Source organism: Methanobrevibacter sp., assembly GCF_045644645.1.
GTDB lineage: Archaea > Methanobacteriota > Methanobacteria > Methanobacteriales > Methanobacteriaceae > Methanocatella.
In genome coordinates this window covers 1-17,407 of the sequence record NZ_JAZRHE010000140.1, presented here as the reverse complement: position 1 = coordinate 17,407, position 17,407 = coordinate 1, and the positions used below count along the sequence as shown (strand labels likewise).

Here is a 17,407-nt window from a genome sequence, read left to right as displayed (position 1 = left end):
TATTTTTTTATCCATAATATCCGCCAAAAAATATTATAATTTTTTTAGTTCCTAATTATATTTTAGTATTAAACTAATATTATATAAATTTTTCAATGATTATCGCTAGAATCAATTATTCCGAATGATTTGAAAGCTTTTTTGAGAAAAAATGTTCAACAATGCAATCTTGTAAAAAAATTTAAAACCATTTCCTAAAAATGAGCACCAGCATTAGATAAAAATGCCCTAACACTTAATGGATTAACCATAATTTAAACAAAACCCAAGAAAGCATGAAAAGTAATCCAATTACAGAGTAAAAGCAATACCGCCACAAAAAAACATTAAAAATCGTTTTAATTTATACAAAACAACAATAAAAATGTTATACAGAAACTAAAAAATAGAAAAAAATATAAGGAGAAAAATAAATAATCTCCTTTTAAATCTAAATTACCGTTTTTTTATTTCCCAATTTAACGTATTACCACGCTAGCTGTTGCGCTTGAAGCTGCATATATTTCTGTGCCGTCACATGAAATCATGGCTGTGTAATTGCCTGCAGCTAGATTCTTAAGGGATGCGGAAATTCTGCCGTTGGCATCGGTCTTAACGGTCTTGTCAATAGAACCTAAGACCAGATGGACTTTAACGCCAGTGAGCGGATTGCCGTCGACATCCTTCAATGTGACATAGAACCTAGTGCTAGATCCTTGATCTGCAACAACATCTTTTGCGGCCAATGTGGTTGGAATCTTGTTTACAACCACTTTAGCAGTTGTGCTTGATTCAGAATAGATATCACTGCCAGCATAGGAAATCTTTGCAGTGTAGTTGCCTGGAGTTAAGGACACTGTGGAAACGGAAACCCTTCCCTTGCTGTCAGTTTTGACTGTTTTGTTGATGTCGCCCAATACTACATTAACTTTAGCGCCTGTGATTATGTTGCCATCGGTGTCTTTTAATGTGGCATATAATCTGGAGCTGACGTTATATTCTGCAACAACGTCTTTGGCTGTCAATTCGGTTCCAATTTTTACCAAGACTTTAGCAGTGGTTTGTGAAGGAGCATAAACTTCATCACCTGCAAATGTGATTACAGCAGTATACTCACCAACATCCAAATTCTTAGTGCTGGCGGAGATTCTACCTTTACTGTCAGTTTTCACATTCTTATTGATGTTGCCCAATACCAGATTGACCTTAACGCCAACAATAGGATTACCATCAGCATCAGTCAATGTAGCATACAACCTGGAAGGGACATTATAAACAGCAACAACATCATTAGCAGATAAAACAGAAACAGCCCTCACAAACACGTTGGCAGTGGTTTGTGAAGGAGCATAAACTTCATCACCTGCAAATGTGATTACAGCAGTATAATCTCCAACATCCAAATTCTTGGTGGATGCAGAAATTCTACCTTTAGCATCAGTTTTCACGGTCTTGTTAATGTCGCCTAAGACCATATTGACCTTAACACCAACAATAGGATTACCATCCGCATCAGCCAAGGTAGCATACAACCTGGAAGTGACATTATAAACAGCAACAACATCATTAGCAGATAAAACAGAAACATCTCTCACAGCCACATCAAGAGTGGTTTGTGAAGGAGCATAAACCTTATCACCGGCAAATGTGATTACAGCAGTATAATCCCCTACATCAAAATTCTTGGTGGATGCAGAAATTCTACCTTTAGCATCTGTCCTAACAGTCTTGTCAATATCTCCTAAGACCATATTGACCTTAACACCAACAACAGGATTACCATCCTCATCGGTTAAAGTAGCAACAACCCTACCATTTTTATATTCGGCAACTAAAGTAGTATCCATTAAATCTTTAGCAGTTACAATAATCTGTGGTAATGCCAAGATAGTTGAACCTGTTGCAACAAATGAAATGGAGTTACTATCTTTAATTAAACTAGTCACATCAGTAGTGAATAAGTCAGTAGTGGAACTAGATCCGCTCCAAACATCAGTATAAACATTATCATTAAACACAATGTTAGACTCGCCAACTTGAGCTCCACCAGCTAAAACATAAAGTGTAGCATTAACAACTTTATTAACATCAACCGCAATTTCAGTATCAGATTTAGCAGTTCTTTTTGCAACATTGTTTCCATTAGAAAGTAAATCAGCACCATTTAAAATATATGCTGTTTTTGAAGTTGCGGAACCATCAGTATCGTACATGTATACTAATGCACTTGGGTAAACTGCAGGAGTAGGGTTGACCTTATTTAAAACAAAGGAATTATCGCCAACAGTAATTAAATCACTGACGTCATAAATTAGAACACCATAGCCGTATTTACCATAGTTTCCTAAGTTGCCTTGGTCCCTGTACCAGGCGATAGGAGTAACATTCACACCATTGAACATTACATTAAACATACTAGTGTCCTCAGTGAAAGTTTTGCCATTAAACCAATTGTATGGAACATAAACAAATGCATTGGTAATTTCAGAGCCATCATTTAAAGCAACTGTCCAACTATCAGTCCTATTCATAACAGCAGCACCCAAATAGGAACTTGCATCTTTAATGTCAAGGACAACATCTCCAGTGACGGTAATAGGGCCAAATCCTTCAAATCCTGTTACATTATATTCCATATCGTAACCTAAATTACCATTATACAAAACAGGGATGGATATTTCTTCACTGTTTATAACATCCTCACCGTAATACAATTCTGCAGTATATTTAACTATATTGTTTTCAGCACCATTAACAGTTGATTCGTCAATAGGCCTAATTGTAGGGTCTGTTAAGAAGACAGTGTTGTCACCTTGAACCAAAGCAACATCGGCCCCATCTACATTAACATCATCAGCAAGTAAGTTAATAGTATAATTACCCTCTTTTGAAGTTTTAACTTTGATAGTTAAAGTATTATTTGTTCCTGCATAAGCAGAAGGAACACTATAATATTCTGGAGTTAATGAAATATCAGTCACTAAATTTTCAATAGTTAAAACAGAAAGTACATTTTTAATTGAACCCCATGAAGAAGTTCCCGCATAAATGACATCCAAATTAGTTTTTTGATTTGCTTTAACCTCACCAGTGACATCCCATTCATTATACTGGTAATAGTTACCTGAATCATGATAATATGCATCTCCTAAAAATTCACCATTCATCATGTAGGTACCGTCACCACTTGAAAGAACTACATTTCTTAAACCAGCATTTGTGAAATAAGATGTATCTTCAGTGTCAAAAGTAACTGTGACATTTCCTTTAGTCCATAATTGGTCATCGTTAATCCAATAGCTAATTGAATCATCATCACCATCATCGTATGCTAAAATTAATGCTATTAATTTAATCCTACCATCAAATTGTTTACCTTCCATTTCGAAAGTATCAACATTAATCTTTAAATTAGTTCCGTTTAAACCGTCCAACATATCAGTTACATCATAATGAATCATATAATCTGAATAACATTTTGTAGTGTGGTCATTTACCGGATAAACAGTACCATCAGCAGAACCTTCTTCAATCCATAATGATTCAGGGTATTCAACACTATTATTATCTGTTGTAATAGTAATGTTGGCATTAGCGCCATAATTATTGTTAGCACTACCAGCATAAACATTTACATAAACATCCGCACTCTTAATTGATTTTGCATCTGAAGGAATATCATAACTGAGTTCACCACTTGTATTCCAAGGATTTTCAGTTACAACATCGACTCCCCCGGAAACAGACTCTGAGTTCCCAAGAACATCATTATCGCCGCTAGATACAATTGCATCATCCACATCTTCAGCAGATATTGCACCAATTGAGAGGACAACCATGAAAAGTAAAATAGCTATAAACAAAATTTTTTTATTTCCCATAATAATCCCATAATGTAATATTTTATCGTACAAAATTGAAACTTAAAGTAATAAAAAAAAATAAATTATTATTAAGTTTTTTAGTACAATTATATTATATTGTAATAATAATATAAATTTTTCTAAAAGATTTTAAAAAAAGAAAATGAATATCTTGAAAAAAAATAAAAAAGATATTCGGATTTGGCATGAAAATAGTACTAACCTTCCACCATTATCAGCTTACCCGTCGATGGGTCCTTATATACCTTACCCATTTCCATGTAACCTTGACCTGAACTATTAGAGCTTTCGAGAGTCTCGTTTAAAACCTGCCCTTCAGACACTTCAGTTACATCCGGAGACGATTCATCAAAAGTCTGTTGCTGGTCTTGACTTTGAAATACAACACTTTGCATATTCCAACTTATAACAACAAAAATCAGCAAGCCAACCGCTATTACAAGCATTGCATCAACAAGATTTGAAGTTCCCGCCATTGGATCTTCTTCGCCTTCTGAAAACCTTTTTCGACCTTTTTCACGAACCATGACTAAAACCTCTTACCTGCTTAATTTATCAAGCAATGCGTCAGCCAATGCATCCAAATTAGACAAGTATTCTTCATACCACCTGCGTCTTACTTTAGATACAAAATAAGCCACTGCTCCGGCACCAATACCTACAACAGTCGTATCGAATGCAACAATAATGGCATTAGCTAAAGTATTAACATCACCTGCACCCAATGCGGCAAGTCCGGGACCCATTGGTATTAATGTACCCATTAAACCTAAAGTTGGTCCAATACGTGTGACAACATCTGTTTTTTCAATTTTCTTTGTAAATTTATTTTCCTCAAATTCTATTAATTTTTTAGCTAAAGCATGTCTAGAATCAACAGTTAAAGAACTTGAACGCAATATTTTAATTAATACAACTTTTTGAGAGTTGTAAATCTTTGCATTTTCAATAATATTTTTCAGTTCCTCTAAAGAATTTGCATTGGAAATTGCATAAATCAATTGTTCAATTATATCTGGAGTGATTTTTTTTCTTGAAGTATACTCCGAAATAAGACCCCCAATAGCTAAAACTGCAAATACTGCAAAAATTACTAAAAATATAATCACAGGAATCTGCAAGCTTTGAGAAATCATATTTAAAGTCGAAGTTAATATCTCACTTCCAGGAATTGTTGATACCATTAAATCACCTAATTAAAATTACTATTTCTCCTTGATATTATTCCGCCAATTGCAATAATTACGAGCATTACAACCAATGCCCCAATTAAGGAATATGGGGAAGATATTGTTATTCCATCCATTGGATTTTGAATCATGGCTGTAATGTTCGGTAAGAACAATGCTGACAATAGGAAATAAATTCCTAAAAAGAACATGAAATTACCTAAAACAATAGGATATGGCTTATTTATAAATTTCACAATGTAATTGGATGCGAAATAAGTTATAATTATTGTTAAAACTAATGCACCGGCTACAACTAAACTTAAATCCATTAGCCCCAATCCCACAGTTGGTGCAACAAGCATTATACTCACAATAATTGATCCAAAACAGCACGGACATGGTGCTACAACTGCCATGCAAGTAGCTGCAGTAGTGTTCCTCTCAAACACCTTATATTCTCTTATTGTGAATATTCCAGCCAAAATCATGATTAAAGCCATGATTAAGAAAAACTCAAAATTATAAGTATAAATCAAATCCGTGATTTGCTCTGTGAAAAATGAGGAGATTTCCGTCAATATCAATACTCCTCCACCATAACCAATTGAAACTAATGCCAAATATTTCTTGGACATATTTGCAAGGCCTGTTGCAAGGCCCAATTTAATTCCAAAAATTAAAACGGCGGATAAAATTCCCACCTGCCATAAAATATTAATTGCATCCATTTAAACACCTATAATTTTTCTTTGAAAAGCTTATCCAAATCCTGATTTTTATCATCGCCATCATTATTCCTAAAGTATCCCACCGCTACAACCATAATTAAACATAAAATAGCTAAAACAGCTATAATTGATAAACCAACCTCACTTGCAGATTGAGAAGATACCGGATTAATCTCAATTGATTTTTTGACATCTGCTCCTTGGGATGATGAACTGCCGGCCTGCGCTATTTCAGTTCCTTGGCCAACATTTGAAAATGCATCTCCCTGAGTGTTGCCATTTTGAGCAACATTATCTGTAGTTGAAGATGAGTTTGACTTGACTGTTGAAGAGGATGTGGATCCTTCAACAGGATTTTGAGTTGAAGCTTCCTTTTGAGTGTCTGCAGTTTGAGATTCAGGAGGCACTGTTGACTGAGTATTGTTTAAGAATACTGGGTTTTTAGTTGCTTCATACAGTTTAGGAAGCAACTGTGCTAAGATATCAGGATTCACATATTGCACTGCCCATTGCATCATTGCTATGTTACCGCAGCTACAATCACAACATGCAACACCGTTTTGAACCGTTGCCTGTGCCCAAGTGTTTGCAATGTCCCTAACTGTATCGCCACTGGCTTTCCAATATCCATCATGAATTGTTGTAAGCATTGTTCCACTCATGGAGATAAGTGAATAAGCATTATTTCCAGTCATTAACCAATCTTTAACTCCCAAACCATATTTGTCATTGTAATAAGTATTATAAACTCTATTCCACAAATCATCTGTAACCGCAGATGGTCTTGTAATTTGCCAACCGTGTAAATTGCTTACAAATTTGTTTGACATATAACGAGCGCCGCTATACCCCTCTTTCATCATTCCACTAATCCACTCAGGATTATCATATCTTGCAGCAATTTCCTTATACATCACTTCCTCCAAAGAGGATATGTATGCGGTATTCTTATTAGCATACATCAATACATTGAATTTAGGGGCTTTTCCAGAAATCTCTTCTACAGTCATTGATAAACCTCCCCAATAATCAAAGAAGTCATCGTTGTCGAGTACGCCATATTGATTAGTGTTACGGCTAGCTACGATTGTGTCTGAGTTTGATAGAGCCCTTAGGAAAACTAATGGGTTTGTATCTCCCCAGTAGTTTTTAGAATACATATTACCCATTCTTCCAAGGTAGAAATCAGCAAGTTCGCTTGTTTCGTTCCAAGTCCATGACATGGATACCAATTTTGATATTCCTGCACCATAATCCCCATTCGGCGGCGCAAAAATTCTTGTTATGGCACATTCCCCGGCATAAGTTGCGTTATATCCTACACTTAAATAGTATAAAGTATCTTCAATCCAATGCTGTGCAACATAATTGGAATCTAACGGTTCATTTGAGACCCCATAATAATTAATACCGCGCATTATTCCTTCAAGAGCTTCTTTTAATTCACTACCATGTTCTGAATTCATTAAGGTTGCATTTCTAATTAATGTCAAGTATGACCTGGCTAATGTTACTCTAAACGCATTATCCAGAAGTACTGCTTGTGAAGAGTATAAATCCCTAAATAAACCGCTTGTAATCACTGTTACATCTATTCTTTTGTTTTCCCATCCCTCCGGACGAGTCAAATCATTTAATTTGATTATTTCAGGCAAGGATCCTACTTTCTTACCGGTCGGATTTCCTTCATCATCATAACCTGCACTTGACGAATCTGTCCAAACAGGTTTCATACCCAAAAGATATAGGACTGTTGAAACCAATGCTCCATCATCCCTTGCAGTTTCGACACACCAAATTCCCATTATGATTTTTTCTGTAGTGTCATTCAAATCAGAAAGTGTCAATAATGCTAATGTTTTTGCATATTCCCATGCTTCCTTTGTTGGAAGTTCTGATGACTGGTCTTGGAACATGTTGGTTCCTGTTGGAAGAACAGATGGTTTAACAACAACTTCACCACCTTCCCCAATCGGGATATATCTTCCATTTAAACCATCCAGCATGGCATTTAATTCATTTGCTACACTGAAGTTAATTAAGTCAATGTATGTTTTAGCCAAATTAAGGCATGCCAAGAATGTCGGATTGTTGAATTTATCATTTTGTGCTATTAAAACATCATTTACTGTATCGACATTCCAATAAATCAACGCTTTTACAATATCATAAGATTTATTTAATATGAATTCCCTTTCAAATGCAGATAACTCATCATATGGCCTTGAGAAGCAATAATCGGAAAGTTCTGTGAATAAATTTATAACCCCCTGATTATTTTCTAAGACATAATCATAAGATAACATTGCAGAAACTGTACTTGCCAAGTCGTTTTCATTCCAATATTCACCTAATGCATGAAGCCCCAAAGGATACAAAGTGGACTGCATCCCAATAAGAAAATCATTAATCCTTTCTACAAGCAAATCACCCTGTAGTTTATTAACCTCATCTTTTGTAAGACCCATATTCATGGAATAGTCATTATTGACAATTAACTCGCGTAACTGATTGACTGTTTCTTCTCGAGGATTGTTTTTATAATCATCAGCTAATCTTGCCAAAACAGTTAAATTGCCATATAAATGAGTGTATGACATTGGAGAAGTTAAATGTGAAATCATGACCGCAAATCCTCTTCTTTTTGCTTGAATAGCTTCTCCCAAACCATCAACAATATAGAAATATAATTGAGGAACATCCCCAACAACAACAGATCCATAATCGGTTGCTGATAATAAAATCTCTTTTCCAGGCAACCATTCATGAGTAGCGTGCCTTCCTACAAATATCATTGCATTAGGATACTTTGTTTGCATATAATAATAAGCAGCCAAATATTGATGTGTAGGTGCAACAGCTGTACAGTGATAAAGGTTTTCAATGTCTGATTCCCAACCTCTTTGAGGTTCCGGTGCTATGAATATATTTCCATAGGTCAAACCAGGAATAACAAAATAATCTGAGCCATTACGGTTTACAACCATTACATTTCCGGGACTGTCACCCCATCCATTAAGGCCTGAAATATTTAATTTTTTGAATTCATCAAAATATTGTAAGAATAACTTATAGTAATCAATGTTTTTGGTTTGTGTGAAATTCTTTAATGCAGATACAATATCGGTTAAAATTCCTTTTGCTTCTTGTGAATTTTCCTCAGGAAGCAATGCGACAATCTGATTAAACCAATCATCAATTGTATCTCCAATTGTTACTGTATAATCAAGTTCAACTGCTCTTTTTGAAAGCTCCCCAATGTATGCAACAGGACCTTCACGAACCTGAATTTTAACAATTTCATCTAAAGAATTGAACCAAGCAGTATATTCGTCAACAGATAAAAGTGTAACTCCAGACTGATTAGCTAATTTTTCAAGCTCCCCCGGAGCCCATGTAGCCACATTAATACCGCATTTCAGCATCAAATCCTCAAGTTCTTTTACACTTGAAGGCAAATCACCAACATCATAACCTGATTCTTTTAAAGTGTAAAGGACATTATAGATACTTCTAATTGAATCCAAGTAACTGGATCCGATATTTTGCTTACCCGGCGGATAATTATAATAAATTATTGAGATTAATTTATTTTCATTGGATAAATATTTTAAATCCACCCAAGAATCAATTCGATCAGTCAATAATTCAATGTTTCTCTCATAAGGAATATATGTAACAATTCTAGCTCCTGTCAGATTGGAGACATAACTAGACTGGCCTCCGACAAATGTTGCATCGATAATTCCTTGAGTTTCAGCTATTGTAATATGCCACCATTTATCGCTTTTTTCTGTTGTAAGACCAGTTGAACTTAACTCCCACATCTCATTTGAAACATAATCAGAGTGAACCGCTCTAAAAATTGGAACACCAAGTTCTTCAAAAAAATCAATCGCCTTTGAGAAGTTTTCCCCACCAACACCATAGGCTACCATGGAAACAATTGCATCAACATAAGTATCATAATTAGATGAATTTAATAAAAATCCTGATATGTCATTGCCAGCACTAGTCCAAGACTCAACCATAACCCTCAGTTGTTCGGCAGAGCCTCCGGCCGCATAGACCGGAATTACATTATAACCTTTTGATTCCAGTGAGCTAATTATCGAATCGACCGGATGCAACTGTTGAGAAAGAATATACATTGTACTTTCTAAAATTCCTATAGTGCGTGTCCTTGATGAATCAAAATAAGTGGCAACATATTCATCTAGAGAATACCACCTATCACGATAAATTCCATAGTTTTTAGTGCCTGTAAAATTTGGAGGGGCATAAGTGAAATCATAACCCAAATAGTTTAAAGCAAATAAGATCTGATTTTTAAGATTGTCCTTATCATTAATGTCCTTATAAAGGACCAATTGATTAAAGATGTTGTTAAACTTATATCCATAATTGTTAATATAACTGCTAATATCCGTATAGGAATTTCCTCTCTTCGTATTCTTAAAATAATCTATTAACTCCTCATTGGTGTATGATAAAAATATTTTATCATAATTTAAAGTATTGTTTCTAATTAAATTAAGGGAACTGGAACCTGAATTTAGATTACCTGATGGAAGTTCCAATATTAAAAATAATTCCTTGTTGGACAGATTAGGGTATTTTCCTAAAAGATTTGTTAAAACCGAATCCACATCAGTACTTATCCATTCACCAATAAATGCATCAGAAGATGAAAATAAAGAATATAATTCTTCTTCATCCATATCTTTTACTTGCTCCCCGCTTCTTAAAACAATATTGAAACCAGACAAATTTTCTGTATTATAAATATCATCACTTGCGGAGTCTAGAATATTAGTTCCGGGACTATCTGAAATTATAAACAGGGTTTTATTTTGAACATCAGCACTGTCTGAAGCAAGTATCGCTGGCTCTTCATAAACATCATCAGTATTATTTAAATTGTCAGTCTGTGAGGCAAAACTGACTGGTACTAATAATAAAAATGATAATAAAAAGAATATCAAAAACGCCTTTTTATAATTTCTCATTACAATTTCCCTAATTTCCAATATATATTATTTATAAAAAAAGTCTATAATAAATCTTTATATAAAAAGTATTACTAATCATTTAAAAACCATGTGAAAAGTATTACTTGTAAAAAAAAGTTAACATCCATCAAGAATGAAAAAAGTCGCAGGGAAAACAGTAATTTACATCAATGCGACTATGAATCCCTGAATTAGCATTATAAAAAAAATTTCCAAAAATCCAATTCCGATAATATCAATCATTATATTCATGGATTTCAAGATTCGTAAAATAGATTGCAAGATGTACTTTGCATAGTTTTGTTACCAGAATCTTGGATAGGTATCCGGTTTCATAAATACTTTAGATGTATTGACAGCAAATCCTGAATCTGCTTCTAAAATTTCATTGCTTGTTAGCAAGGAATTGCCTGAAGCGACCAATTCACCTTTCAATGTTTCAATGGCAACAATATCATTCTTCTGAATATTGTCGGCCAATTTTGCAATCCCTCCGCAAGCCAGATCTGCACCATGACATATTGCATCCACTGCGGAATCTTTAATTATTATCTTTGGCAGATAATCGGCAGCCCTCTCCATCGGCATGATGGCTTCACGCAAAAACGATTCGTCACCATCTTCAATCCAGAAATGATAAGCGTCAGTAACATCCTGAAGTGTTACCAGATTATTCTTTTCCCTGAATGAACCTACTTGTGTTCTTCTAAGCTCAGCCATATGGGCTCCAACACCTAAAGCCTCTCCAATATTATGGCAATAAGTTCTGACATAAGTTCCGGCTTCACAACCAATTCTGAATAGAACATCCCTGCCCTCAATTTCATAGATTGTGGAATAATAGATGTTACGGGTTCTGAGCTCGCGTTTTACGGCAGACTTTACAGGAGGCAGCTGAAAAATTTTGCCTGTAAATTCAGCAAAAACCTCACGAATTCTTTCCTCATCAACATCATGATGGAATGTCAAAAGACAGACATACTCCTTTGGAGCGGTTAAAAGTAATTGGATAGCTCTGGTTGCATCATTAAGTCCGACAGGCAAAATGCCAGTTACCTTAGGATCTAAAGTTCCGCCATGACCAGATTTTTCCAAATTTAAAATACGTTTAATCCAGGAATCAATTTCATGGGAAGTCGGACCTGAAGGTTTATCCAAATTGATAACGCCTTTAGAAATATAATCATTTATTTCCCTATCCTCAGGTTTGCAACCAAACTCAGGATTTGTAAAACTTTGAGATTTAGTTAGCATGTCAAACTTCATGAAAAAAACCTTAGAAATTATAAAAAAATAGTATAAATAAAAATAATAATGAATAATATAATTTAATTATTCATTTATAAATCAGCTAAAGCTGCTTTGATAGATTCAACATCGCCAGAAACATCGATAGAATCTTCAGTTGGTTCTAAGTGAGCAATGTTACATCTTCTGTTTTTTACAGCTTCACCAACAACTTCCACAAAGTTTTCATCGATAATTTCTACAATTGCACATTTTTCTCCTGCTTCTCTACCAGCAGTTTTAACACATACTCTTCCTACTTCGATTGATGCCATTTATATCACCTTTAATGTTTGAATAATGATTTCTGATACATTTTCAGGGTTGAAAGTACCAGTATTTATAATTATATCATAGATATCCATATTTGAAATGTCAATATTATGGATTTCCATGTATCTTAAAGCTTCACTTTTTTCACGAGTTATAATCTCGCTTTTGGCCACATCAACAGATTTATCTTCTCTATCGGAAATTCTTTTTGATCGAACATCAAAAGGTGTTACCAACCAAACCCTCAAATCAGCATTGTCAACAAAATATGCTGATAGCCTTCCTTCAACAATTAGATTTTCTGCAGATTTAGCCTTTTCAGCTTGCCTTCTATCAATTTCTTTATCAATATCATCATTACCTTCAGCAAATTCACTGAATTCAAGAACACTCATTCCTCTTTCTGCAGCCATTTCTCTGAAAACAAAACCTGCAGAGATATATGGAATATTCAACTTTTCTGAGAGACCCTCAGCAGTAGTAGTTGTTCCAGTTCCAGCCAATCCGCCGATTGTAATTATCATTATTTTCTAGCCTCGTTTTTGAAAAGTTTACGAGCACATTTTGAGCATAAGTACCCACCGTATGGACGGTTAGGTCTTTTAGCAGTTTTGGATAATTTTCCAATTTCATATGGGCGTCCACGAGGAACTCCATGTAACACTGCACCACATTCAGCACAAACATGCTTAGATGGTTTTTTCTTTTTATATCTTAAAACATTTTCTCCGCCAGGAGTGTTTTTATGAACTCTTTTATATGATCTTGATCTAAACCTATTTGCAGGCATTTAATCACCTATAATAATTAATTTAAAAAATATTTAATAATGTGTAATAGCGTATTCAAAATAGAATACTACAATATATCTTTCTCATCATTAATAAATGTATGTTTAAAAGGTTGATTTAGAACCCTTGTTTGAATCCCAAGTATTTTCTTATAATCTGACTCATTCCAAAAGTACAAATCATATACCATAATAACCAACCAATACCATATGGAATTGTTGCCTTACCACCATAAAGGAATCCCCCTATGAAATGCCAAACTGGAGTTAAGGTAACCCAGTACACAGTTTGTGGCAATATGATAACCAAATGATTAATTGCGGATGATCTCATCCAAAAGAATATTAAAATAATTGGAACAAAAGTTACGATCATTGGTTTAAACTGATTGGACATCATTTTACTTTGCCTTTGCATGAGTTCAGGCTGTTTAGCTTGAAGTTCTGCAACTCTTTTTCCATCGCCTTTCTTTTGAGCTTCTCTTAATTCATTCTGGAACTCTTTCATTTCCTTTTGAATATCATTCATCTCATCTTGGTCAACCAAATACTTGTTGGCTACAGTTGTAATTAAAGAAACAATAAATGCAATAATTAAAACAGTCAATGCCGGATTAGCCGGATTCGGATCCATGGCAAGAATCGGATTGAATATTGTATTCAATGCGCCATAGATCATTCCCATTATATCAACCATAATTAATCCCCTATAAATTTAATACATCCACTAATTTTGAAACAGAAGAATTCAAATGATTATCATGATTTGACACTATTTTAACGGTGGCTCCAGTTAAAGTCGCATAAGCCATGGATGTGGCTCTGTTCATTTGTTGATGTAATTCTATTTCTTTAGCTTTTTGAACATCTCTAGAACGTGTATCATCGTTTAATCTTCTATAAATAATTTCATCAGGATTAGCTTCAATTAATATGAAAAGATCAGGTTGTAATTGTTCTAAAACCCAAATTGGCAAACCTGGTAAAAATCCAGATGGTGTATTAATAGTACAATGAGTATCCACAATGACGTTATCATTTTCAGATCTTCTTTTGATTTCTTTAGCAGCTTCCGCTTGAATCTCCTTTTGAGTTTCAGCAGGTAATTTTCTTAAAGAATCCCTATCTTCAACAATTTTATTTTCAATTGCAATTTCAGTCATTATGTCACCATAATTCAAGTGCACATAATCAACTTCTTCAAGTGCTTTGTTAAGCAATGTTGTACTTCCAGAACCTGGAATACCTGTTAATACTACTAATTTCAATTTAATCCCTCACCTTTTGTAAAAAAGATAGCAATAGGAGAAATTAATCTCCTAAGAATTTTCTAAGAAGTGGATTTGAAGACATAAGTTGGTCTTCTGCCATTTCTTCATAAAGTTTATGAAGAATACCTACAGTAAGTAAAACACCAGTACCCCCACCTAAAGCACTGGTTAAATCTGCAAGGAAAGCAATGAGTCCTACATATATACCACTAATAATGGTAAGTGCAGGAATATATTTTTTCAATATTTTATATAACTGACGTTTACTGCTTCTAAAACCTGGTATTTGAATACCTGAGTTATAAAGCTGTTCAGAAATCTTTTTAGCATTTAATCCGCTGATTTCTACCCATAACCATGAGAACAACATACAGAATCCTATAAAGAATATTGCATATACAAGAACATGTACAGGTTCTGTAATGAACATTGATAAATTAGGGGTAGACAATAGCCATGCAAGACCATCAACAGCTTTTCCTTGTTCAATATGACCTAAAATTGGAAAACCGATTTTTTGGAAAATGTTTGTGAATAACGTTACGTTTACAAGTAATGCACTTGTTAAAATAACTGGCATGTTACTTGAGTATACGAATTTCAATGGATATTTACCGACTGCTCCTCTAACTCTTCCGTGACCTCTTACACTACCGTGGGAAATTGGAATTTCCACCCTCATAGCTTCACCATAAAGAACAACCAAGAATACAATGATTGTTGCTAACAATGGAATTAATGTGTAGAAGTTTGGCTTTCCGGCCATTACTGCTTGGATGAATCCTGGAATAATACCAGGAAGTATTCCCTGAGCATTCGGAACGAAATTGAATGTACCTACAATAATTGCTTCACACACACCTGCTGCAATGAACAGACCTATACCACTTCCGAATCCCCATTTGGAAACGACTTCATCAAGATATATAATAACTAATGCACCAATAACCAGTTGAACAATCAACAATAAAGTATATGAACCATTTAAAGGAACAATATTACCAGTTAACACTAAAACAGAAGCCTCAAAAACTGTAAACACAATGGACAATACTTTTTGAGTTGCTTGGAAATGAGATTTATCTTTGTGAGATGATAAATCCAATTCCAAAAGATTGGAACCAACTAACAATTGCAATACAATTGAAGCTGTAACAATAGGACCAATACCTAAAGTAAGTATTGAACCAAAGCTTCCTGCCATTACAGCCCTTAATTGAGCGAATTGGTCGTAAGACCCAGGAGCTACACCATATAACGGAATTTGAGTTAATATAAAATACAATACTAAAACTAGACCTGTCCATTTAAGTTTTTCATTGAAGTCTTCTCTATGAACAGGGGATTTGACTTCAGGAATAAACCTAAATATTGGCTCTAAAACTTCTAGTGCTGACATTTTCTTCCTCTGTAATAAAAATGAAAAAAGCTATAATTCTATAGCTTCTCCTCCTAATTCTTCAATTTTTTCAATTGCAGAAGCTGAGAATTGTGGTGCTGAAATTTTGAAAGCCTTAGTGATTTTACCTTTTGCTAAAACTTTGTCATAACCTAATTCAGTAACATCAATTACAATTGCATCTCCATCTTTAGATGCTTTGCCTTTTGCAATTAAATCTTCAGCTTGTTCTTCTAAGTAACTTAAATTAACAGCATTAATCTTTTTAATCATTTTTTGAGGTCTTTTAAAACCATGTTTACCAAAGTGGTCAGGATCATGAATTACAGTCCAGGTCCAGTGTTGTTTACCCATACCTGCTTTACCTTTTCCACCTTTGTTACCTGCACCTCTACGTTTTTTAGTACAGCCTCCACCATTGGATCTAGAACCTCTTTGTTTGTTAATTTTACGTTTTGTTCTAATCATAATATACACCTGATTTTAAAGCATTCTTATTGCAAGATCTTTAATTTCTTCTCCCCTGTAACCTAAAGATCCACCTTCGTTAATAGATAAACGAATATCTTCATATCCTTTTCTTGGAGGGTGTAAACGGAATACAGGTTTAATACCTACATCAGCTAATTTAACTTCAGAATTAATTAAAGCTTCAGCCAATTCTGCAATACTGTTATAATCAGAATTTTCTGCTACGTACTCATCAGTAACTTTTTTGTTGCCTGGGAGTCTGCCCCTTTTAGTAATAATTTTAGCTAAAAGTTCAGCATCAATTTCTCCCCAAGTGATGTAATCCTTAGCTTTTTGAAGCATACCTTCATAACTAGGATTTTCTTCAACTAAAACTGCATGGCTGATTCTATTAAGTCTTAACATATCTAATGTGTCAGCAGTCTTTTGAATGACACCGGTAGTTCCTCTAATTCTAATAACTAAAAACATAGTAATCACCATCTAGTAGTTTACTCCCATTTTTTTGAGGTCTTCTTTAGTAGCTTTAACTTTACTTAATTCTTTTAAAGCATCGAATACTGCATTAGCAAAGTTAACAGTAGTTTGGGTTTGTCCGAAAGATTGGGACCATACATCTTGAATACCGGCAAGTTTTAAAATGGTTTTACCAACATCACCGATAACCAAACCTACTCCTGCAGGTGCAGGCATTAATGTTACAGTTACACTACTGGTTTTACCTTGTACTTTGAAAGGTACTGTGTGTTCTCTTCCACAAACACAACCCCAATCTCCACAGCCTCTTCTGACTTTAATAATGTTATATTTAGCATTATCAACAGCTTTTCTAATAGCAGGACCTACTTCTTTAGCTTTTCCTTGGCCTAATCCTACATAACCATCTTTGTTACCTACAGCAACAATTACTCTGAAATTAACTTTTCTACCAGATTTATGCATCCTTTGAACCAAGTTTACATCCATTACTTCTTCTTCTAAATCTGGAATTAAGGCATCGACTATTTCTAATTCCATAATTGGAAGACCTTTTTCAAAGATTTCATCGATATCAGTAATGGTTCCATCTTTAACTAATTTACCCATTTTAGTTTTAGGTTCCCATTCATCAATATTAAAACTCATAGTTATTCCTCTGCCT

15 protein-coding genes are annotated in these 17,407 nt (G+C 34.5%); all 15 read right to left on the bottom strand.

Annotated features, from left to right (window positions below; genetic code table 11):
• Window positions 1-458 precede the first annotated feature (458 nt).
• Window positions 459-3,860: a DUF3344 domain-containing protein gene (locus ACKI4K_RS08490; RefSeq protein ID WP_407424168.1), complete on the bottom strand. Its 3,402-nt coding sequence runs from the start codon at window positions 3,858-3,860 to the stop codon at window positions 459-461.
• Window positions 3,861-4,060: 200 nt separating this feature from the next.
• Window positions 4,061-4,390 carry a DUF2149 domain-containing protein gene (locus ACKI4K_RS08485; RefSeq protein ID WP_407424166.1) on the bottom strand — a complete coding sequence of 110 codons (330 nt, stop codon included), beginning with the start codon at window positions 4,388-4,390 and terminating at the stop codon, window positions 4,061-4,063.
• Window positions 4,391-4,402: 12 nt separating this feature from the next.
• The gene (locus tag ACKI4K_RS08480; protein WP_407424164.1) at window positions 4,403-5,047 is read right to left on the bottom strand and encodes a MotA/TolQ/ExbB proton channel family protein; all 645 of its coding nucleotides are present in this window, start codon (window positions 5,045-5,047) and stop codon (window positions 4,403-4,405) included.
• An 8-nt stretch (window positions 5,048-5,055) separates the two neighbouring features.
• On the bottom strand, window positions 5,056-5,763 hold the full coding sequence (locus ACKI4K_RS08475) for a DUF2162 domain-containing protein (RefSeq protein WP_407424162.1): 708 nt from the start codon (window positions 5,761-5,763) through the stop codon (window positions 5,056-5,058).
• 8 nt (window positions 5,764-5,771) lie between these two features.
• Entirely contained in the window at window positions 5,772-10,772 is a 5,001-nt protein-coding gene (locus ACKI4K_RS08470) for a cobaltochelatase subunit CobN (RefSeq protein ID WP_407424160.1), read from the bottom strand.
• Window positions 10,773-11,078: 306 nt separating this feature from the next.
• Window positions 11,079-12,041, bottom strand: coding sequence for an RNA-guided pseudouridylation complex pseudouridine synthase subunit Cbf5 (locus ACKI4K_RS08465; RefSeq protein WP_407424158.1), 963 nt, complete (start codon window positions 12,039-12,041; stop codon window positions 11,079-11,081).
• Window positions 12,042-12,115: 74 nt separating this feature from the next.
• Window positions 12,116-12,337 carry a 50S ribosomal protein L14e gene (locus tag ACKI4K_RS08460; protein ID WP_303372225.1) on the bottom strand — a complete coding sequence of 74 codons (222 nt, stop codon included), beginning with the start codon at window positions 12,335-12,337 and terminating at the stop codon, window positions 12,116-12,118.
• Window positions 12,338-12,859 carry a (d)CMP kinase gene (gene cmk / locus ACKI4K_RS08455; RefSeq protein WP_407424156.1) on the bottom strand — a complete coding sequence of 174 codons (522 nt, stop codon included), beginning with the start codon at window positions 12,857-12,859 and terminating at the stop codon, window positions 12,338-12,340.
• Window positions 12,859-13,125 (bottom strand): 50S ribosomal protein L34e, encoded by a 267-nt coding sequence (locus tag ACKI4K_RS08450; RefSeq protein WP_405303349.1) that lies wholly within the window; start codon window positions 13,123-13,125, stop codon window positions 12,859-12,861. Before ACKI4K_RS08450 ends, cmk begins: the two co-directional genes overlap by 1 nt.
• Window positions 13,126-13,243: 118 nt before the next feature.
• A complete protein-coding gene (locus tag ACKI4K_RS08445; RefSeq protein WP_407424154.1) occupies window positions 13,244-13,822 on the bottom strand; it encodes a DUF106 domain-containing protein in 579 nt (192 codons plus the stop codon).
• Between the two features lie 10 nt (window positions 13,823-13,832).
• Window positions 13,833-14,393, bottom strand: a complete 561-nt coding sequence (locus ACKI4K_RS08440) for an adenylate kinase (protein WP_407424152.1) — start codon at window positions 14,391-14,393, stop codon at window positions 13,833-13,835.
• 43 nt (window positions 14,394-14,436) lie between these two features.
• Window positions 14,437-15,795, bottom strand: a complete 1,359-nt coding sequence (gene secY, locus ACKI4K_RS08435) for a preprotein translocase subunit SecY (protein ID WP_407424150.1) — start codon at window positions 15,793-15,795, stop codon at window positions 14,437-14,439.
• Between the two features lie 30 nt (window positions 15,796-15,825).
• The gene (locus ACKI4K_RS08430) at window positions 15,826-16,263 is read right to left on the bottom strand and encodes an uL15m family ribosomal protein (protein WP_407424148.1); all 438 of its coding nucleotides are present in this window, start codon (window positions 16,261-16,263) and stop codon (window positions 15,826-15,828) included.
• 15 nt (window positions 16,264-16,278) lie between these two features.
• A complete protein-coding gene (locus tag ACKI4K_RS08425) occupies window positions 16,279-16,737 on the bottom strand; it encodes a 50S ribosomal protein L30 (protein ID WP_407424146.1) in 459 nt (152 codons plus the stop codon).
• A gap of 12 nt (window positions 16,738-16,749) precedes the next feature.
• Window positions 16,750-17,391, bottom strand: coding sequence for a 30S ribosomal protein S5 (gene rpsE, locus ACKI4K_RS08420; RefSeq protein WP_407424170.1), 642 nt, complete (start codon window positions 17,389-17,391; stop codon window positions 16,750-16,752).
• Window positions 17,392-17,407: the final 16 nt, after the last annotated feature.